The 18,818-nt window shown below is 66.6% G+C and carries 17 protein-coding genes; 11 read left to right on the forward strand and 6 right to left on the reverse strand.

The genetic code is table 11. The features are described 5' to 3' along the window. Positions 1-61 precede the first annotated feature (61 nt). Positions 62-499, forward strand: coding sequence for an SRPBCC family protein (locus AC59JP_RS00285; RefSeq protein ID WP_497323625.1), 438 nt, complete (start codon positions 62-64; stop codon positions 497-499). A gap of 1 nt (position 500) precedes the next feature. Here the strand turns inward: AC59JP_RS00285 and AC59JP_RS00290 are convergent, their stop codons facing one another. The 4 genes from AC59JP_RS00290 to AC59JP_RS00305 all read right to left on the reverse strand — a co-directional run bounded on the left by AC59JP_RS00290 (position 501) and on the right by AC59JP_RS00305 (position 3,973). Beyond that, positions 501-710, reverse strand: coding sequence for a dodecin (locus AC59JP_RS00290; RefSeq protein WP_497323626.1), 210 nt, complete (start codon positions 708-710; stop codon positions 501-503). A gap of 65 nt (positions 711-775) precedes the next feature. Further along, positions 776-1,135: an HNH endonuclease gene (locus AC59JP_RS00295; RefSeq protein ID WP_497323627.1), complete on the reverse strand. Its 360-nt coding sequence runs from the start codon at positions 1,133-1,135 to the stop codon at positions 776-778. Positions 1,136-2,171: 1,036 nt separating this feature from the next. Continuing rightward, positions 2,172-2,948 (reverse strand): TIM barrel protein, encoded by a 777-nt coding sequence (locus tag AC59JP_RS00300; RefSeq protein WP_497323628.1) that lies wholly within the window; start codon positions 2,946-2,948, stop codon positions 2,172-2,174. Further along, complete coding sequence (locus AC59JP_RS00305; protein ID WP_497323629.1) at positions 2,945-3,973, reverse strand: Gfo/Idh/MocA family oxidoreductase; 1,029 nt, start codon at positions 3,971-3,973, stop codon at positions 2,945-2,947. The genes AC59JP_RS00300 and AC59JP_RS00305 overlap by 4 nt, the downstream gene beginning before the upstream one ends. A 142-nt stretch (positions 3,974-4,115) precedes the next feature. Between AC59JP_RS00305 and AC59JP_RS00310 the strand changes: the two genes are divergently transcribed. Next, positions 4,116-5,090, forward strand: a complete 975-nt coding sequence (locus AC59JP_RS00310) for a LacI family DNA-binding transcriptional regulator (protein ID WP_497324820.1) — start codon at positions 4,116-4,118, stop codon at positions 5,088-5,090. A 16-nt stretch (positions 5,091-5,106) separates the two neighbouring features. On the opposite strand, the gene AC59JP_RS00315 is transcribed toward AC59JP_RS00310, so the two are convergent. After that, positions 5,107-6,048 carry an alpha/beta hydrolase gene (locus AC59JP_RS00315; RefSeq protein WP_497323630.1) on the reverse strand — a complete coding sequence of 314 codons (942 nt, stop codon included), beginning with the start codon at positions 6,046-6,048 and terminating at the stop codon, positions 5,107-5,109. A 56-nt stretch (positions 6,049-6,104) separates the two neighbouring features. After that, entirely contained in the window at positions 6,105-6,749 is a 645-nt protein-coding gene (locus AC59JP_RS00320; RefSeq protein WP_497323631.1) for a TetR/AcrR family transcriptional regulator, read from the reverse strand. Positions 6,750-6,918: 169 nt separating this feature from the next. On the opposite strand from AC59JP_RS00320, the gene AC59JP_RS00325 reads away from it, so the two are divergent. The 9 genes from AC59JP_RS00325 (at position 6,919) to AC59JP_RS00365 (ending at position 18,792) form a co-directional block, all read left to right on the forward strand. Then, the gene (locus tag AC59JP_RS00325) at positions 6,919-8,493 is read left to right on the forward strand and encodes a carboxyl transferase domain-containing protein (protein WP_497323632.1); all 1,575 of its coding nucleotides are present in this window, start codon (positions 6,919-6,921) and stop codon (positions 8,491-8,493) included. Between the two features lie 7 nt (positions 8,494-8,500). Beyond that, on the forward strand, positions 8,501-10,516 hold the full coding sequence (locus AC59JP_RS00330; RefSeq protein ID WP_497323633.1) for an acetyl/propionyl/methylcrotonyl-CoA carboxylase subunit alpha: 2,016 nt from the start codon (positions 8,501-8,503) through the stop codon (positions 10,514-10,516). 1 nt (position 10,517) lies between these two features. Beyond that, positions 10,518-11,024 carry a MaoC family dehydratase gene (locus tag AC59JP_RS00335; protein ID WP_497323634.1) on the forward strand — a complete coding sequence of 169 codons (507 nt, stop codon included), beginning with the start codon at positions 10,518-10,520 and terminating at the stop codon, positions 11,022-11,024. Then, complete coding sequence (locus tag AC59JP_RS00340; RefSeq protein ID WP_497323636.1) at positions 11,011-12,426, forward strand: FAD-binding oxidoreductase; 1,416 nt, start codon at positions 11,011-11,013, stop codon at positions 12,424-12,426. Before AC59JP_RS00335 ends, AC59JP_RS00340 begins: the two co-directional genes overlap by 14 nt. Positions 12,427-12,541: 115 nt before the next feature. Then, positions 12,542-14,584, forward strand: coding sequence for a heavy metal translocating P-type ATPase (locus AC59JP_RS00345; RefSeq protein ID WP_497323638.1), 2,043 nt, complete (start codon positions 12,542-12,544; stop codon positions 14,582-14,584). A gap of 205 nt (positions 14,585-14,789) precedes the next feature. After that, positions 14,790-16,151 (forward strand): RraA family protein, encoded by a 1,362-nt coding sequence (locus AC59JP_RS00350; protein ID WP_497323640.1) that lies wholly within the window; start codon positions 14,790-14,792, stop codon positions 16,149-16,151. Further along, a complete protein-coding gene (locus tag AC59JP_RS00355) occupies positions 16,151-17,488 on the forward strand; it encodes a TRAP transporter large permease subunit (protein WP_497324821.1) in 1,338 nt (445 codons plus the stop codon). Before AC59JP_RS00350 ends, AC59JP_RS00355 begins: the two co-directional genes overlap by 1 nt. Positions 17,489-17,527: 39 nt before the next feature. Continuing rightward, the gene (locus tag AC59JP_RS00360) at positions 17,528-17,800 is read left to right on the forward strand and encodes a hypothetical protein (protein WP_497323641.1); all 273 of its coding nucleotides are present in this window, start codon (positions 17,528-17,530) and stop codon (positions 17,798-17,800) included. Next, the gene (locus AC59JP_RS00365; protein ID WP_497323642.1) at positions 17,797-18,792 is read left to right on the forward strand and encodes a cyclase family protein; all 996 of its coding nucleotides are present in this window, start codon (positions 17,797-17,799) and stop codon (positions 18,790-18,792) included. The genes AC59JP_RS00360 and AC59JP_RS00365 overlap by 4 nt, the downstream gene beginning before the upstream one ends. The last annotated feature ends 26 nt before the right edge of the window (positions 18,793-18,818 follow it).

Raw genomic sequence — 18,818 nt, forward strand, 5'->3', positions numbered from 1 at the left:
CAATACCCGGTCCGAGCATGTCCGAACCCACGCGATCGGCTCGACGAAAGTAGACCCCGCCATGAACACCGCCACGACCCGAACGACCACCGCCGACGTCGACTCCGTGTGGGATGTCCTCGCAGACGGGTGGAATTACGCCTCCTGGGTTGTCGGTGCCTCCCGGATTCGCGCCGTCGACGCGACGTGGCCCGAGGTCGGGAGTGCCATCCACCACTCGGTGGGTGTGTGGCCGGCCGTGTTGAACGACGAGACGCGCGTGTTGTCGGTGCACCCCGGCCGCGAACTGCGTCTGCGAGCACGGGCTCTGCCGTTCGGCGCCGCGGAGATCGTCATGCGACTGACCCCATTGGCAGCGGGGTGCCGTGTCGACATGATCGAGCACGCATTGAGCTTCCCGTTCAGGCTCATCCCGCCGTCGCTGCAGCACGCGGCCGTGTTTCCACGCAACACCGAGGCACTGCGAAGGCTCACGCTGCTGGCGGAGGGGCGTGACTAGATCACTCGTCCAGCTTGAACCCGACCTTGAGCGTCACCTGGAAGTGTGCGACGGCGCCGTTCTCGATGTGGCCGCGGGTTTCCACGACCTCGAACCAGTCCAGTTCCCGCAGCGTCGAATTGGCGCGCGCGATGGCTTTCTTGATGGCGTCGTCCGTCCCCTCGGTGGACGTGCCGACAATTTCCGTTACGCGATACACGTTGTCACTCATGTGACCCATCATCTCGTTCGGCGGAGGCCCCCGCGGGGTTTCGCTCAACGTGTTTTCGAGACCCGTCACGCCGCGTCGATCAGACACTGCAGGACAACACCTTCCGGAAGTGAGTACAGCTCAGGGACGGGCGACGGCGGGGCAGTGGACGTGACGTGTCGTCCGCTGGGTGTCGTCAGGTCGTACGAATGCTCGCCGGGCGCAGTCCGGGGTGCGGCCGACCATCCCGGCTCGTTCTTGACCTGATTGCAGTGCGCGCACAGACCGGCTCCGTTGTGTGCTGACGTGGGCCCGCCTCGAGCGCTCTCGACGATGTGGTCGGCATGGCGAATCGGGGCGTCGCAGTAAGGGGTTCGGCAGGTCTGATCGCGAAACGTAATCCACCGCCGCAACCCGGCCGGAAATGTGCGCGATGTCGATTCCACCGCAACGAGTTCACCACTCTCGGGCTTTGCATACAGGCGGCGCAGTTCGAGGCGGCGTCCGGGTCCGCGATGGCATGCAACAGTATCGATGCGGGAACGGGTCCGTAACCGTCCACATGTGCGGCGGCGTCACCGCCGCCGAGGAGCGTTCGGTCGGAGACGATGACGTTGACGGTAGCGGGAATCGCACGTGCGCTCTCGGTACCGAGCACGCGGGTCACCAGAAGGTCGGCCATGATCTGGTCGCGGGTCCGGCCGTCGGACTCTCCGGTCGCGATCAGCGAATCCGCGTCGCGTCGCAGCGTCGCCCACACCGCAACGGACTGTGCCATCGGTACCAGCGCCGTCAGGTACGCCATGCAATCGGGTGCCGGCCTACTGGTCACACGGCGCTCTCGCTCGGCCGTCCTGGCTCGATCCGCGACGGCCTTGTTGTTCAGAGCGATCGCGCGTGCCTTTGCGCGCGCTTCGACCGACCTGTCTCCGCAGTTGCGAAGTGTGTCGGGGTTCTCGCACAGCTCGCGGTCGATCTGTTGTCGTTCGGATGTTGTCAGACCGGTGGTCTCGCGAATCAGGATCTCGGCTCGTTTCTCTGTGAGAACTCCCGCAGCCATCAGCGCCAGCGTGTGCGGCATCTCGGTGAACAGCACGCCGGCCCGCACGTTCCAGTGACTATCGGCCGTGGGAGAGGTCTTGCGGGCGAGCCCGAGTTCCGACGCGACCGTCTTCCGCGAATCGATGCGGGTGATCTCGGTGCCGTCGCTCACCACGCGGGGTGCCGTCGTGGTTGCGTTCACCGTCACGGTCGGGCCGACTTGCGCGGCGGCGCACGCTGCTTTGAGCGACTCGAGCACGGCTATCCGTTCGTACCGCGCCGCGTCGTTCGGGTCGTCGACCGGCGCGGCCAGACGTTTCATGAAGTTTTGTATATCGTTGAGTGACAACGGTTGTGCGTTCATTTTCGATCTCCCCCCGGCGATGTGACAGCAAGCTAGCACGCTGCTCCGACAACGTCCGGGGGGTGAGAACGGGCCCGTCAGGTGAACGCTGCCACGAATGCGTCGAGTGCGGCATCGGAGTCGTCCCGAGCCCAACCCTCGAGCCCCACCACGCCCGAGTAGCCGAGGTCGTTCAGCGCGCGAGCGATTGCGGGGTAGTTGATCTCGCCGGTTCCCGGTTCGCACCGGCCGGGTACGTCGGCGACCTGTATTTCGCCGATGTGGGGCAACGACGCGCGCAGCAGCTCGATCAGATTCCCCTCGCCGATCTGGGCGTGGTAGAGGTCGAGGTTCATCTTCAGGTGGGGGCTGGCCACCGCCGAGACCAGAGCGAGAGTGTCCGACGCGCGGGCGAACGGGGTGCCGGGGTGGTCGACGGCCAGGTTCAGATTCTCGAGTGTGAACACCCGTCCGGCGGCCTCACCGAGCTCGGCGACCCTGCGCAGCGTGTCGGCCGCGGTCAGCCACATCGACGGCGTGACGACCTCCACCGGTCGCACGGGGAGACCGTTGCCGTCGAGTCCCGTTCCGTGCATGTTCAATCGAGGGCAGTCCAGGCGATCGGCAACCTCCAAAGACTCTGCGGCGGTGCGCAACAGCGCCTCGATACCGTCGTCGTCGGTCAGGTTTCCTTCGAGGTAACCGGTCATCGACGAGAAATCGGCCCCGGTGGCAGCAAGCGCGTCGATGTCCTTGGTGGCCCAGTTCCAGATCTCCACCCGAAGACCGCGCGCGTGAATCTTCCGGACTCGTTCGACGAAAGGATCGTCCAGATACAGCATTTCGGCACTGGCCGCGAGCTCGAACCCGGTCATGCGGTGACCTCGTCCATGCCGACCGATGCTCCGGTCTCCACACTGCGAATCGCGGCGAGCGCGACGGCCAGGGCGGTGCGGGCGTCGTGACCGGTCACCGGCGCGGGACCACCGGCTCGGATCGCGTCGACGAAGGCCGTGAACTCACCGATGTACGACGATCGCAGCAGGTCGGTGTCGCGACGTGCGGTGTCGATCTCTATTCCGTTGCTGCCGTGGAACACCATGTCGGTGCTGTTGCCTTGCCCTGCCGTCACCATTCCGGCGGAACCGAAGACCTCGCCGCGCACGTCGTAACCGTAGAGCGCGGAGAAGCTCGCCTCGGCGGTCGCGATGGCTCCGTTGTCGAACACGACGGTGACCACGGCGGTGTCGAGATGTCCGGACTCCTTGGCGTCGGGGCGAATCAGGGCATCCGCGACGGCAGTGACGCGTACCGGACGCGCTCCGGGGTTGAGGAAGCACAGCGTGTCGAAATCGTGAATGAGCGTCTCGAGAAAGATGGTCCACTGCGGGACTCGTGCGGGATCTCCGCCCCAGGGGCCGGGATCGCGTGTGAGCGAGCGCAGCAGTTGCGGGGTGCCGACTCGACCGGCGTCGACAGCCGCACGGGCAGCGGCGAATCCGGGTGCGAAACGGCGATTGAAGCCCACTTGCAGGACCACACCGGCGTTCTGCGCCGCGGCGATCGCCCGGTCGGCGTCGGCGAGCGTGACGGCCATGGGCTTCTCGCAGAACACGTGTTTGCCGGCCCGTGCCGCGGCGATCACCAGCTCGGTGTGGCTGCGGGCCGGCGCGGCGATCACGACGGCGTCGACGTCGTCGGAGTTCAGAACGTCGGCGACGTCGACGGTGGAAGTCGGCGCGCCGAGGTCGGCCGCAAGCCTCGCGGCCGCGTCGCCGATCGGGTCGCTGACGGCGACGAGCGACGCGCCGACAACGTGTCGCGCGACGAGTTCGCCGTGGTTCGCTCCGATGCGGCCGGCGCCGATCAGGCCGATGCGTACAGGGTCGGTCGATGACATAGTTGCTCCGAAATTACGAGGTGAGAGGTACTAGTACGTTCTAGTTCGATGAACGGTAGAGCGTGTGCGATCATCGGTCAAGACCCACCCCCGACCGGATGAGAGCACCGTGCCGAAACCCAACCCGGGCGCCACCCCCAAGATGGCGGACGTCGCTCGGGCGGCGGGGGTGTCGCCGGCACTCGTGTCGATCGTCATGCGGGGAGTGGCCGGCGCGAGCGACGAGACCCGCGCGCGGGTCCTGCGCATCGCGGACGAACTCGGCTACGTCCCCGACCGTCGAGCGCAACAACTTCGCCAGAGCGATTCCCGGCTGATCGGCGTGACCTTCGAGGTGCAGCAAGCTTTTCACGGCGACCTGGTCGAACATCTCTACGCGGCGGCCGCGGGTCGTGGCTACGACATCATCATCAGCGCGGTCGCACCGACGCGGTCGGAGCAGGAAGCGCTGCGCACCGTGCTGCGCGAGCGGTGCGAGGCAATCGTGATGCTTGGAACGCGTCTGTCCGACAACGACTTACAGAAGGTGGCGTCGCAACGGCCGACGGTCGTGGTTGCTCGCGACAGTGCAGCGCGTGGCGTGACCAGTGTCCGGTCGGACGACATCGCGGGCGTGGGGCTCGCGATCGAACACCTTGTTGCACTGGGTCATCGAGACATCGTGCACATCGACGGTTCGGACGCGCCCGGTAGCGCCGATCGTCGTCTCGGTGCTCTCGAGGCGGGACGACGGCTCGGTGTCGCCGTGCGAATCGTTGCCGGTGGCCCCACCGAATCCAGCGGCGCTGCTGCGATGCAGCAGATGATGGCCGACGGTCCGATCCCGTCGGCGGTGGTGGCCTTCAACGACCGGTGCGCTGCGGGCGTTCTCGACACACTGATTCGCGCCGGCGTCGACGTTCCGGGGTCTGTTTCCGTTGTGGGCTACGACGATTCGAGACTCGCCGAACTGTCCTACCTTCGCCTGACCAGCGTCTCGCAGAACGCGGGCGCGCTGTCGCAGTCGGCGATCGACACCACGCTGTCGTTGTTGGCCGGGGTCGACCCAGAGCCCGTGGTGCTGGCACCGCAGCTGGTGGTTCGTGCGACCACCGGACCGATCCGGACCGGCATCTGAGTGCGGCCGACGACCCTCACACGTGGCGTCGGGCGAAATCGACGGCGAGCCGCAGCAATGCCCGTCCCTCGGGAAGCGCACCGGCGAGTACCGGGAATGCGTGCACCTGCCCTTTCCAGATGTGTGTCTCGACCGTCGTACCGGCGTGGGTGAGCCGTCGTGTCATCTCCTCGACGTCCGGGCGCATCAGTTCGTACTCCGCCGTCGAGAGGAACACGGGCGGGAACAGGGCCGGGTCGGCGTCGATGGGGGAGGGCGCTCCGGGGATCGCGTCGGGGCCGCCGAGCCACCGGTCTTCCAATGCGAGCACCTGTTTCATCGGCAGATAGGCGTCCTTGCGCATGAAGTCACGCGGATGACTGCGAAGGTCGAGGTTCAGCAGCGGCGAGAAACCGAGAACGGCGGCCGGGGGCACGATGCCTTCGGCCACGGCGAGTTCGGCCACCTTCATCGCGAGGTACCCACCGGCCGAATCGCCGGCGACGATGATCTTGCTCGGGTCCGGAACCGACTGCAGCGCAGCTCGATACGCCGTCATGGCGTCGAAGATGGACGTTCCGATCCCGCCGTGGGGAATCTGGCGGTACTCGACCGAGTAGACCGGCAGTCCGGCGCGAGCGGCGATCATCGCGCACGCACCACGGTGTGTTGCCAAGCCGCAGAACACGAATCCGCCGCCGTGGAAATACAGCACGCTCGCCTCGGCCAGTGATCCGGTGGCCGTGCGCGGGTGATGCGTTCTCTCGCACCGAACTCCGCCGAGGTCGACCTGATCGATCGTGACCCTCCTGGGTACCGGTGCCCGGTCCACGACGCGATCGAGGTGCGCGATGGCTCGAATTCCGTTGTCGGTCAACGGCCAGTACCGCAACGTCGGCTTCACCGCCAGCTTCATGGAGAGCGACAGCATGCGCGCCTGGCGACTCACTTCGTGATGCCACGTGACCGGCTGGGTCATGGACGCTCCTCTCCCGGTCGACCGACCGTTAGCTGCGACGACCTGTCTCGGATACTTTACGCGACCGGCTGCGTGGCCACGGGCTCGCTGTCCAACCGACGGATCTCGTCCGAGAACTCGACCCCGTCGAGCGCCGCGTGGTCTGCGGAGAACAGCCGGAACGCCGCTCGGACGAAGTAGTCCTGAATTTCCGGCAAGGTCAGGCGGCCGCCGGGCCGGTACCAGTGAGCGACGCCCGTGCACATCTCGAGCACCGCGAGTCTCGACAGCGCCAGGTCGCCGACCTCGAACACGCCCATCCTGCCGCCACGTTCGAGCACGTGACCGAAGAAGGCCTCGTAGTTGTCGCGCATCGCCTGCATCTCGTCGCGGTTGAGCCCCTCGAGCCCCCGCATCTCGTACTCGGCGACGCGGGCGGTCAGTCGATTCACCGCAGTGAAGCCGACGTGCGCTGCGACGAGTCCGGCCAGCTGCACGGTGGGATCGGCACTGCGCTTGAGTGCGCGTTCACCGGCGTCCGTCATTGCCTCCAGGCACGAGCGGATGATGGACGCGAGGAGCAGCTCCTTGCTGCCGACGTAGTGGTACAGGGTGGCGGAGTTGATTCCCGCCTCCGCGCCGAGCTCCCGAATCCCGGTGGCTGCGAACCCTTTCCGAGAGAACAGCGTGACGCCTGCCTGTTGCACCCGTGCTAAGTCCATGGTCACCCCCGTCTCGGTCGCTCCGTCGATGTTACACGGCGTCTGCCAGCGACGATGTTCAATCGATTGATCGATAAGACTGCTCGACGTCGATTATCCGTCGTGTCCCAGTCAATCGATTGATTGAAAACACTTGACTGGCTGCCCTCGAGGTGAAAGTCTCGGTCCAATGGACAGCCGGACGACAACCAACAGAAGCGCGCACACCGCGCTGGTCGAGGACCTGCGATCCCGCCTCGCGGCGGCGGCGCTCGGGGGAAGTGCGAAAGCGCGCGAGCGGCACGTCGCCCGCGGCAAGTTGCTACCGCGTGATCGTGTCGACACGTTGCTCGACCCGGGCAGTGCGTTCCTCGAGATCGCACCCCTCGCGGCCAACGGCCTCTACGACGACGCCAGCCCCGGTGCGGGTGTCATCGCCGGAATCGGCCGAGTGGCCGGACGCGAATGCGTCGTGGTCGCCAACGACGCCACGGTCAAGGGTGGGACCTACTACCCGATGACGGTGAAGAAGCACCTCCGCGCACAGGAGATCGCACTGCAGAACACCTTGCCGTGCATCTACCTCGTCGATTCGGGAGGCGCGTTTCTGCCGATGCAGGACGAGGTGTTTCCCGATCGCGACAACTTCGGCCGCATCTTCTACAACCAGGCCACCATGAGTGCGCGCGGCATCCCGCAGATCGCCGCGGTCATGGGGTCCTGCACGGCCGGCGGTGCGTACGTCCCGGCCATGAGTGACGAGGCCGTCATCGTCCGCAATCAGGGCACCATCTTCCTGGGCGGGCCGCCGCTGGTGAAGGCCGCAACCGGTGAGGTGGTCACGGCCGAGGAGTTGGGCGGTGGGGATCTGCATTCGAAGGTGTCCGGAGTGACCGATCATCTCGCCGAGGACGATCGTGATGCCCTGCGCATCGTGCGCGACATCGTCGAGACCTTCGGCCCTCGATCCGAAAGGCCCTGGGAAACAAAGCCTGTGGGGTCGGCCGCGGATCAGACCGCGCTGTACGACATCGTCCCGACGGACCCGCGCATTCCCTACGACGTGCACGCGGTCATCGAGACTCTCGTCGACGGCGGAACGTTCCACGAGTTCAAGGCCGAATACGGCAAGACCTTGGTCACCGCGTTCGCGCACATCGAGGGACACCCCGTCGGCATCGTCGCCAACAACGGTGTGCTGTTCGGGGAATCAGCGGTGAAGGGCGCGCACTTCATCGAGTTGTGCGACAAGCGCAGCGTCCCGTTGTTGTTCCTGCAGAACATCACCGGGTTCATGGTGGGACGCGAGTACGAGGCCGCCGGCATCGCCAAGCACGGCGCCAAGATGGTCACCGCGGTCGCGTGTGCTCGCGTTCCCAAGCTGACGGTGGTCATCGGCGGGTCCTACGGCGCCGGTAACTATTCGATGTGTGGGCGCTCCTACTCGCCGAGATTCCTGTGGATGTGGCCCAATGCCCGTATTTCCGTGATGGGCGGCGAACAGGCATCGTCGGTCCTGGCGACCGTGCGGCGCGAGCAGCACGAGAACGCGGGGACGGAGTGGAGTACAGAAGAGGAAGAGTCCTTCAAGGCGCCGATTCGTCAGCAGTACGAGGAGCAGGGCAACCCCTACTACTCCACCGCACGGCTGTGGGACGACGGCATCATCGACCCTGCAGAGACGAGAACTGTTCTCGGACTGGCTCTGTCGGTGTGCGCAAACGCACCGATCGAACCGGTTTCCTACGGCGTTTTCAGAATGTGAGCTTGACGTGACCGGCACTTTTCGAATCGATACCGTCCTCGTCGCCAACCGCGGCGAGATCGCTGTTCGCATCATTCGCACCCTGCGCGCCATGGGAATTCGGTCGGTAGCGGTGTACAGCGAACCGGACCGGAACGCTCGCCACGTCGCCGAAGCGGACACTGCCGTGCTGTTGGGACCGGCTGCAGCGCGTGAGAGCTACCTCGACATCGACAAGGTGGTCGCGGCAGCGGTACGCACGGGAGCGCACGCCGTCCACCCCGGCTACGGATTCCTCTCGGAGAACGCCGCTTTCGCTGCGGCGTGTGCTCGGGCCGGCATCGCGTTCATCGGCCCCGATGCCCGTGCCATCGAGGTGATGGGCGACAAGATCACCGCGAAGAACGCCGTCGCGAAGTTCGGTGTTCCCGTGGTTCCGGGCATCGCCGAGCCCGGTCTGTCGGACGATCAACTCGTCACCGCGGCAGGCGACATCGGCTACCCCGTCCTCGTCAAGCCGTCCGCGGGTGGCGGCGGCAAGGGTATGCGGCTGGTCGAGGAACCGAACGCGCTGCCCGAGGCACTGCGCAGCGCCCGCCGCGAGGCCGCATCGTCCTTCGGCGACGACACGCTCTTCATCGAGCGATTCGTGTTGCGCCCCCGGCACATCGAGGTGCAGGTCCTGGCCGACCGGCACGGCAACGTCGTCCACCTCGGGGAGCGGGAGTGCAGCCTCCAACGTCGCCACCAGAAGGTGATCGAGGAGGCGCCGTCGCCTCTGCTCGACGAGGCCACGCGCGCTCGCATCGGTGAAGCCGCCTGCAACACGGCCCGCAGTGTCGACTACACCGGCGCCGGAACGGTGGAGTTCATCGTCTCCGCCGACGCGCCGGACGAGTTCTTCTTCATGGAGATGAACACCCGCCTGCAGGTCGAACACCCTGTCACCGAAATGGTGACCGGGCTCGATCTGGTCGAGTGGCAGGTGCGCGTCGCAGCCGGTGAGCCGCTCGGGTTCGCCCAAGAGGACGTCACCCTGACCGGTCACGCGATCGAAGCGCGCGTGTACGCCGAAGATCCCGCTCGAGGATTCCTCCCCACCGGCGGCACCGTCGTCGACGTCGTGGAACCGTCCGGTCCCGGCGTGCGGGTGGACTCGGGTCTGCGGCCGGGCACCGTGGTGGGAAGCGACTACGACCCCATGCTCGCGAAGGTGATCGCGCATTCGGTCGATCGCGCGTCGGCGCTGCGCACACTGGATCGAGCGCTGGCGGAGACGGGCGTGCTGGGCGTGGTCACGAACATCGATTTCGCGCGTTTCCTGCTCGCCGATCCGGACGTCGTTCGCGGCAACCTCGACACCGGACTGCTCGATCGCAGACTGGGCGACTTCGCCGCGGTACAGGCATCGGACTCCGACATCGTGGCCGCCGCCGTGTTCCTCTGGCTGCGACGATGGCCGGCCGGCGCCGGTGCCGATCCATGGGATCGACCCACCGGTTGGCGCATGGGTTCGCCCGCGCCGACGACGGTGGCGCTCTCCGCCTCGGGCCCGACGATCCACGTCCGCATCACCGGTGATCCCGACGACGCAAAGGTCTGGATCGACGAGGCCGAGCCCGTGTCGGTGTCGGCGGCGCTGATCGACGGCAGGCTGTCGATGACCTACGACGGACGACGCACCTCGCATCGAGTCGCCGTCGCGGGCGACACCATCTGGTTGGCCGGTGCCGACGGCACCGTTTCTGTGCGCGAGGTGGACGAGCGGGGCGCTCGGGTCGACGCGGCGCACGAAGGCAGCGCCGAGGTGCTCAGCCCCATGCCCGGCACCGTGATCGACGTCGGCGTGGAGTCCGGCGCAGACGTCGCCGCAGGGCAGACGCTGCTGGTGGTGGAAGCAATGAAGATGGAGCACGCTCTGACCGCACCCGTCGACGGAGTCGTGGAAATTCTGGTGTCGGCGGGTGAGCAGGTCCGGGTCGACCAACCCCTTGCACGGGTGTCTCCTCGCAGCGATGCCGGCGACGACGAGAAGGACGCATGAGATGACCACGGAGGAGACGGCAGCGCCGCGAATCGTGCAGCGCGGGTTGTGGTTCGAGGAAATGGAGCTGGGCGCGGTGTACGAACACCGGCCGGGTCGCACGCTCACCGAAGCCGACAACGTCCTGTTCACCACGGTGACCATGAACACGCAGGCGCTGCATCTCGACGCCGCGTACAGCGAGCAGACGGCCTTCGGGCAGCGACTGGTCAATTCGATGCTGACCCTGTCGACTCTCGTGGGGTTGTCGGTCGCCCAGCTGACTCAGGGGACCATCGTCGCCAACCTCGGCTTCTCCGACATCCGATTCCCGAAGCCGGTGATGCACGGCGACACCCTCTACGCCGAGACGCGCATCGTCGACAAGAGGGAGTCGCGGAGCCGGCCCGGTGAAGGAGTGGTCACGTTCGAGCACACCGGTCGCAACCAGAACGGCGACGTCGTCGCGGTGGCGACCCGGCAGACCCTGGTTCAGCTCCGGCCGTCGACGGGAGATGCCGACCGGTAGAACGCCGGTCGCATCTAGTGTCGAAGGTGTGATCGTAGAGTCGCTGCAGGCAGTCCTCCCGCCCGACCGCGTCGTCCTCGACGAGGACGTGATGGGGTCCTACCGGCACGACGAAGCCGAGTGGGCTCCGTCCGCGCTTCCCGTGGCCGTGGTTCGCCCGACCACCAGCGACGAGGTGCAGGCCACGGTGCGTGCGTGCCTCGAGCACGGGACGCCGATCGTCACCCGCGGCGCCGGCACGGGGTTGTCCGGCGGGGCGAATGCGACGGAGGGCAGCGTCGTCCTCGCCCTGGATCGGATGAACGCGATCACGGAGATCGACCAACTCGAGCGCTACGCCGTCGTGCAACCCGGTGTCGTGAACGACCACCTTCGAGACGCCGCCGCCGACGTCGGACTGTGGTACCCACCGGACCCCGCCAGCTCACCCTGGTCGACCATCGGAGGCAACGTCGCCACGAACGCGGGTGGGCTGTGCTGCGTCAAGTACGGCGTCACCCGTGACTACGTGATGGGGATGGAAGTCGTCACCGGCACGGGTGAGAAAGTCCGTCTGGGCCGCCGGACCGCGAAGGGTGTGGCCGGCTACGACCTCGCCGGCCTCATGGTCGGCTCCGAGGGCACGCTGGGAATCATCACCGAGATCACCGTGAAGCTGCGTCCGCTGCAGGAACCGCAGCGCACCGTGGCGGGGTACTTCGACTCGATCGTCGACGCCGGCCGAGCGGTGAGTGCCGTGGCCGCGGCCGGACTCACGCCGTCCGCCCTCGAACTCGTGGACAAGGTCTGTCTCGAGGCGGTGGACGCCTGGAAGAACATGGGCCTGTCCGTCGACGCGAACGTGGTGCTGCTCGGTCGAGTGGACACGGCGGGTGAAGTGGGCACCATCGAGGCCGAGAAGATGCTGGCCTGCTTCGAGGAGTGCGGTGCCACCTGGTCGGCCGTGTCGACGGATCAGGAGGAGGCCGACGCGTTGTTTGCGGCGCGTCGTCTCGCGTACCCGGCGATGGAACGGCTCGGGCCGGTACTGACCGAGGACGTCTGCGTTCCCAAACGTCATGTGGCCGAGATGCTCTCGCGCATCGAGAGGATCGGTGTCGAACGCGACATCGTCATCGCCAACATCGCTCACGCCGGGGACGGCAATCTTCATCCGCTTCTGATCACTCCGCGTGACGACGACGACGCACGATCACGAGCACAGGCAGCGTTCGACGACATCATCGACGCCGCATTGGAATTGGGCGGGACGGTGACCGGGGAACACGGCGTCGGACTGCTCAAGATGCACGGACTCGCGCAGGAACTCGACCCGGCCGTGCTGGCGATGCACCGCGCCGTCAAGGACGCGCTGGATCCGCAGCGAATTCTCAACCCGGGCAAGGTGTTCGACCGGGCGTAATGGTGCCGGCGACCGCTACCGTGTGACCGCACCCTGTCACTCCCGTTCGGGTAGGCGTACTCTCCGATATGACCAGGCATACCCCTGGGGGGTATATCGAGAGTAAGGACACGCGATGAGCGAACAGCCGCACTCACCCGAGCACGGCGGCCATGCCGAACACGGTGGCCATGCCGGTCACGGTGGTCACGCCGATCACGTCGGGATGTTCCGGCGCTTGTTCTGGATCATGCTGGTAATCGCGATCCCCGTGATCGCGGCGTCGGGAATGTTCGCGATGCTCGTCGGGTACTCGCTCCCGGACACATGGTGGGTCGACTGGATCTCACCGGTGTTGGGGATTGTGATGTTCGCGTGGGGTGGCTCACCCTTCCTGACCGGAGCGGTCGGTGAGATCCGTTCGCGTGCACCGGGAATGATGCTGCTCATCGCACTGGCGATCACCGTCGCGTTCACCGCGTCGATGGGCGCGAGCGTGGGCCTGCTGGATCATCGACTCGACTTCTGGTGGGAACTCGCCCTGCTGATCGTGATCATGCTGCTGGGTCACTGGATCGAGATGCGCTCACTCGCCCAGACCACCTCCGCGCTGGATTCACTGGCTGCGTTGCTCCCCGACACCGCCGAGCGAGTCGACGGCGACGACACGGTGCCGGTGTCGCCGAGCGAGCTGCGCGTCGGCGATGTCGTCGTCGTCCGCCCCGGCGGCCGTGTACCCGCCGACGGCACCGCCGTCTCCGGTTCGACGAGCATGGACGAGGCGATGATCACCGGCGAATCCCGCACTGTGCGCCGCGGCGAGGGGGATCACGTCGTCGCCGGAACGGTGGCCACCGACTCCGGGGTACGCGTCCAGGTCACGGCAGTAGGGGCGGACACGGCACTTGCCGGCATCGGCCGCCTCGTCGCCGACGCCCAGAACTCGTCGTCACGGGCGCAACGCATCGCCGACACCGCTGCCGGGTGGCTGTTCTGGTTCGCCCTCGGCGCTGCGGTCGTCACCGCCGTGGTGTGGACGGTGTTCGGTATGCCCGACGACGCCGTGATCCGCACGATCACGGTGTTGGTCATCGCCTGCCCGCACGCCCTCGGGCTGGCGATCCCGCTGGTGGCCGCCATCGCCACCGAACGCGCGGCCCGCGGAGGCGTGCTGGTCAAGGACCGGCTCGCGCTCGAGTCGATGCGGACTGTCGACACCGTCCTGTTCGACAAGACCGGGACGCTCACGAAAGGAGAACCCACCGTCACTGCGGTGCACGCGGTGGGCGGCCACACCGACGACGAGGTCCTGGCGCTGGCGGCCGCTGTCGAAGCGGACTCCGAGCACCCTCTCGCACGCGCCATCGTCGATGCAGCGAAACGGCGACGCCTGACCGCCCCGAACGCCTCAGAACTTCGGTCGTCCCCGGCGGTCGGGGTGTCCGCCGACGTCGACGGGACCAGCGTCGCGGTCGGTGGGCCGGCGCTGCTAGAGCAGGAACACGCCGCGGAGCTGGCCGTCGCCGAACAGTGGCGGGCGGAAGGGACCATCATCCTGCACGTTCTCGCCGGCGGCGCCGTGATCGGTGCACTCGCGCTCGCCGACGAGATTCGCGCGCAGTCGCGGGATGCCGTCGACGCGCTGCACGACCGGAAGGTCGAGGTGGTCATGATCACCGGCGACGCCGACGCAGTCGCGAAATCCGTCGCCGCCACACTCGGGGTGGACCGGTACTTCGCCGGTGTGAAGCCCGAGGACAAGTCCGACACCGTCGCTGCTCTGCAACGCGAGGGCCGCGTCGTAGCCATGGTCGGTGACGGTGTGAACGACGCCCCCGCCCTGGCGCAGGCCGACGTCGGCATCGCCATCGGTGCGGGCACCGACGTCGCCATCGCCTCGGCAGGTGTCGTCCTCGCCGGCGACGACCCACGATCGGTGCTGTCGGTGATCGAGCTGTCTCGCGCGTCCTACCGGAAGATGAAGCAGAACCTCTGGTGGGCGGCGGGATACAACCTGATCTCCGTTCCTCTTGCGGCAGGTGTGCTCGCCCCGGTCGGGTTCGTCCTCCCGATGTCGATCGGCGCCGTCCTGATGTCTGCGTCGACGGTTATCGTCGCCGCCAACGCGCAGCTGCTTCGTCGGCTCGACCTCGCACCGGACGCAGTGCGCCAATCCTGAAGGAGGACAGCGTCTTCGACCCGGTGTAGTGACGCTGCTGGGTGCTTGTCGGACCAGCGCCGCCCACCGGTCGAGGTCGTGCCTCGGCCGCCTCGTGTCTCGTCTCGGGTCGCCCCCACGTTGTGACCCCCTTGACATCCTCGATTTCTTGTGACCACCATTACAGCATCAAGTGATAAGAGTTATCACAGAATGAGAGGTCGCAGTGAAGGTAGCCATCTTGGGTCTCGGTGAAGCCGGAACCCTGTACGCGACGGGTTTCGCGTCCAGCGGGTGGGAGGTGACGGGCTTCGACCCGGCCGACACCACCACGCCGCCAGAGGTCACGAGGTTCGACGACGTCGCCGACGCCGTCCGCGACGCAGACCTCGTTCTGAGCCTGACCAGCTCCAAGGTCGCCGTGGCCGCGGCGACGTCCGCGGGCCCGCACCTGCGTGCAGGGGCGACGTTCGCCGACATGAACTCCGCGTCCGCGAGCGTGAAGGCAGCGGTGGCCGAGGCAGTCACGTCGTCCGCCGACGTCGCCTTCGCCGATGTCGCCGTCGTCGGATCGGTGCCCGCCAACGGTGCCCGCACCGCGCTCGTCGTCAGCGGCGCAGGGTCGTCGTCCGCCGCTGAGCACTTCCGGTCGCTCGGTGCGTCGGTCGAGGACATCGCGGGCGCTCCCGGAGACGCCTCACGCCGAAAGTTGCTGCGTAGCAGCTTCATGAAGGGACTCGGTGCCCTGATCGTCGAATCCACCGACGCTGGTGCGGCCGCCGGGGCCGAGCAGTGGATGCGCGATCAGATCGCGGCCGAACTGACCGACGGCTTTGCATCGCTCGATCGGTTGCAGGACGGAACCCGCAAGCACGCGGCACGACGCGCGGTCGAGGCCGCAGCGTCCGTGGAGCTGCTGGACGAACTCGGAGTACGCCCGGTCATGGCGGGCGCCGCAGCCGAACTGCACTCCGCGCTGGCCGACGCCAACGGACGCGACGTCACCGAACTCGCAGAGGCATACGCTGGTCTTCCGGTCGCCAACATCGGTGACGCACGTGATCGCATGGGGATGCTCGATTCCGGCATCCACGCCATGTGGAAGGGTGCGCGGACAGTGGGACGAGCTCGAACCGTCTGGACGCGCGCAGGTGACAACAAGGCCCTGCAGGTTGCGGTGGCGAAGGTACTACCCGGCGAGGTGATCGTCATCAACGGTCAGGGCCATCTCGATCGTGCGCTGATGGGCGAACTGCTGGCCGAGCGCGCACGCTCGCGTGGCTGCGTCGGCATGGTCATCGACGGTGCCGCTCGCGACATCGAGGTACTGGAAGAAATCGGATTCGGCGTCTGGGCGCGTGCGGTCAACCCTGCCGGTCCGTACAAGGACGGACCCGGGTACAACGACATCCCCGTCGCAGTGGGCGGTGTGGTCTGTAATCCCGGAGATCTCGTCGTCGCCGACGACGACGGCGTCATCATCGTGCCGGCCGCAGAGGCGTTCACCAGCTTGGCCGGTGGCCGCGCCGTCGAAGCGGACGAGGCGCAGCGGCGGGCCGCCATCATTGCCGAAAGGGCCGAATCGTGATGGCCATCTGGGCTCTGGTCGCCTTCATCGCGGCCATCATCTTCTGGAACGCCGTGCTCAAGCGCAACATCGGCGAGTCCATGATCGTCGGGTTCCTGGTCGTCGGCGCCTTCGCCGGACGTCACGCACCCGAATACATGTGGAACGGCTTCCTCGACTCCATGCAGGAGGAGGTGACCTTCGCCGGTCTCGCCTTCATCTTCATGAGCTTCGTACTCGCCAAGACTCCGGTCCTCGATCGACTGATCGACATTCTCAACTCGTTCTTCGGGCGCCTGCGCGGCGGTCCGATCTACACCTCCACCGTCGCGGGCGGCATGTTCGGGGCCATCGCACACGTCGGAGCATCGGTCACTGCCGCAGTCGGTTCCGTGACCGTCCCCTGGATGAAGCGATCGGGAGTCAGCGGCGAACTGTCCGCCACCGTCGTCGCCGGATGCGCCGGCATGGGAGTCACGTTCCCCTTCAGTGCAACCATGTTCATCCTCGTCGGTTCGACCACGGTCACCGGACTGATGGAACCGGACGAGATCATTCTGCCGCTCGCGCTCGCCGGTCTCTGGTGCCTCGGGTATCGCCTCGCGCTCAACTACTACCTGGTGCGCAAGAACGGATTGCAGCCGATTTCGCCCGAGGATCGCATCCCGGCGAAGAAGAGCCTGCGCGCAGGGTGGACGTCACTCCTGCTGTTCGTGCCGATCATCGTTCCGCTGCTCCTCACCCGAGGACCGATCGCCGCACCGATCGCCCGGTACACCGATCTCGTGATGTCCAGCGCCATCAGTCTCATCACATGGATCCCGGTGCTGATGATCCTGCTGGTGTTCTTCCTCGGCCGTAAGCACCTGCCCCGCACGGGCAAGGGATGGTGGAAGATCCTCGGCGACACCGCACCTCAGTTCGGCGTCATCGGTGTCACCATCGTCGCTGCCTTCTCCGCATCCAACGTCCTGGGCGACCTCGGACTTCCCGCCCAGCTGACCAGCGTCCTCGCCAGCCTGAGCGCACCGGCATGGCTCATGGCCGTCCTCGTCGGCATCATCATCGTCGTCATCGCCATCCCGCTCACGGCCTCCGCCACCATGGCGGCCGTCGGTGGCGTCGCCGTGGCAGCACTGGTGGGAGTGGGAATTCCGGCACCCGTCGCCGCGGCCGCCGTTCTCGTCTTCGCCTCGACCGAAGGTGCATCGCCCCCCTCCGGCGCACCGATCTACGTTGCTGCGGGCATCGCGCGAGTCGATCCGTCGAAGATGTTCGCCCCACTCCTGAAGTACTACTGCGTTCCCATCCTCGGCGTGGGTGTCCTGATCGCACTCGGCCTCCTCCCGGTCAGCTGAACCACTGAGCCACTGAACCAACACGGAAAGAGCAACAACATGTTCGAGAAAATTATCTCCGCGATCTTCCGCATCAGCGTTGTGGTGTTCCTCCTGGGCGGGCTTGTCATCGTCGTACTCCAGGCCGCCGGCCTGGTCATGGGAGACGGTGAGTTCGTCACCGGGAGCGAGGAGATGCTCGCACCCCGGGCCTACGGATCCGCCGGTGTCGCAGGCCTGTTGGCGTTCGCCTTGTCGTACTTCCACAAGGACGACGACACCGAGGCGCTCGGCAACGAGGCACATCACACGTCGACACCAGAACACGCATGACGAGCACCGAGTGGGGCGTGCATGCCGCGTCGCGGTACGCGGACCTGGCGAACAGGTCCGACGGCGCGCCGCCCGGATCGAGTTGGGGAGTGTTCGCCGATCCGGACCGGGGTACCGCGAATTTCGCCGGTGCCGAACAGGTTCGGCGTGCCGCTCACTCGGTGCAGCGTGGCGTGGTGTTCGGACTCGATTACAGCCCGGGTGCATTCGACCCTCCGATGTCGCGGTCGAGGAAGGCGCCGTCGCACACGATCGTCTCGGCGCACGAGCAATCACGCGACGACTACCTGGACGCGTTCTTCCTTCAGGCGAGCAGTCATCTCGACGGACTTCGTCACCGGCGGGTGTCCGGCTACGGCTTCTACGACGGGGTCCCGGACGGCGACATCGTGGTGGGTGGGCCGAGGCTCGGAATTCAGGCGTGGGCGGAGAACCCCATCGTGGGGCGTGGTGTCGTCGTCGACCTCGAGGGTTTGTTCCGGGCGGAGGGAAAACCTCTGCATCATCTCGACGGACCGGCGATCGATGCGTCCGCGCTCGACCGGGCGCTCGACCGGCAGCAGATCGAGCTGGGTCACGGGGATGTGGTCCTGGTCCACACCGGATGGGCCCGGTGGTATCTCGACGCATCCGCGCAGGAGCAGAACTCCGTACGTGACGGACGACGATCCACAGGTTTCGCACAGGACTCGGCGCTTCCGGAATGGTTGTGGGACAACAAGGTTGCTTTGTTTGCAACCGATACGTTCGCGGTGGAGGTGCTTCCGGTGCTGCCCACATCTCCCTATCGTGAGTCGGCGCCCGAGGACGACGGGATGATGCATCAGGAGTTGATCGCCAAACTCGGTGTGCCCCTGGGTGAGCTCTGGAACCTGACGGCCCTGGTCGAGGACAGTCACGCGAGCGGTGTGTGGGATGCGCTGGTGACGGTGAAGCCGTTGCCGATCGTCGGCGGCGTCGGATCGCCCTGCAACGCAACAGCGGTGCGATGATCGGCGGTTCTCGCACAGTGATAAGT

It is taken from the genome of Rhodococcus sp. 320_ES (assembly GCF_059691855.1).

Bases quoted from the DNA above. Each gene is read 5' to 3' on its own strand.
- AC59JP_RS00285 (WP_497323625.1), top strand. From the start codon at position 62: ATGAACACCGCCACGACCCGAACGACCACCGCCGACGTCGACTCCGTG.
- AC59JP_RS00290 (WP_497323626.1), bottom strand. From the start codon at position 710: ATGAGTGACAACGTGTATCGCGTAACGGAAATTGTCGGCACGTCCACC.
- AC59JP_RS00300 (WP_497323628.1), bottom strand. From the start codon at position 2,948: ATGACCGGGTTCGAGCTCGCGGCCAGTGCCGAAATGCTGTATCTGGAC.
- AC59JP_RS00305 (WP_497323629.1), bottom strand. From the start codon at position 3,973: ATGTCATCGACCGACCCTGTACGCATCGGCCTGATCGGCGCCGGCCGC.
- AC59JP_RS00310 (WP_497324820.1), top strand. From the start codon at position 4,116: ATGGCGGACGTCGCTCGGGCGGCGGGGGTGTCGCCGGCACTCGTGTCG.
- AC59JP_RS00315 (WP_497323630.1), bottom strand. From the start codon at position 6,048: ATGACCCAGCCGGTCACGTGGCATCACGAAGTGAGTCGCCAGGCGCGC.
- AC59JP_RS00320 (WP_497323631.1), bottom strand. From the start codon at position 6,749: ATGGACTTAGCACGGGTGCAACAGGCAGGCGTCACGCTGTTCTCTCGG.
- AC59JP_RS00325 (WP_497323632.1), top strand. From the start codon at position 6,919: ATGGACAGCCGGACGACAACCAACAGAAGCGCGCACACCGCGCTGGTC.
- AC59JP_RS00335 (WP_497323634.1), top strand. From the start codon at position 10,518: ATGACCACGGAGGAGACGGCAGCGCCGCGAATCGTGCAGCGCGGGTTG.
- AC59JP_RS00340 (WP_497323636.1), top strand. From the start codon at position 11,011: ATGCCGACCGGTAGAACGCCGGTCGCATCTAGTGTCGAAGGTGTGATC.
- AC59JP_RS00345 (WP_497323638.1), top strand. From the start codon at position 12,542: ATGAGCGAACAGCCGCACTCACCCGAGCACGGCGGCCATGCCGAACAC.
- AC59JP_RS00355 (WP_497324821.1), top strand. From the start codon at position 16,151: ATGGCCATCTGGGCTCTGGTCGCCTTCATCGCGGCCATCATCTTCTGG.
- AC59JP_RS00360 (WP_497323641.1), top strand. From the start codon at position 17,528: ATGTTCGAGAAAATTATCTCCGCGATCTTCCGCATCAGCGTTGTGGTG.
- AC59JP_RS00365 (WP_497323642.1), top strand. From the start codon at position 17,797: ATGACGAGCACCGAGTGGGGCGTGCATGCCGCGTCGCGGTACGCGGAC.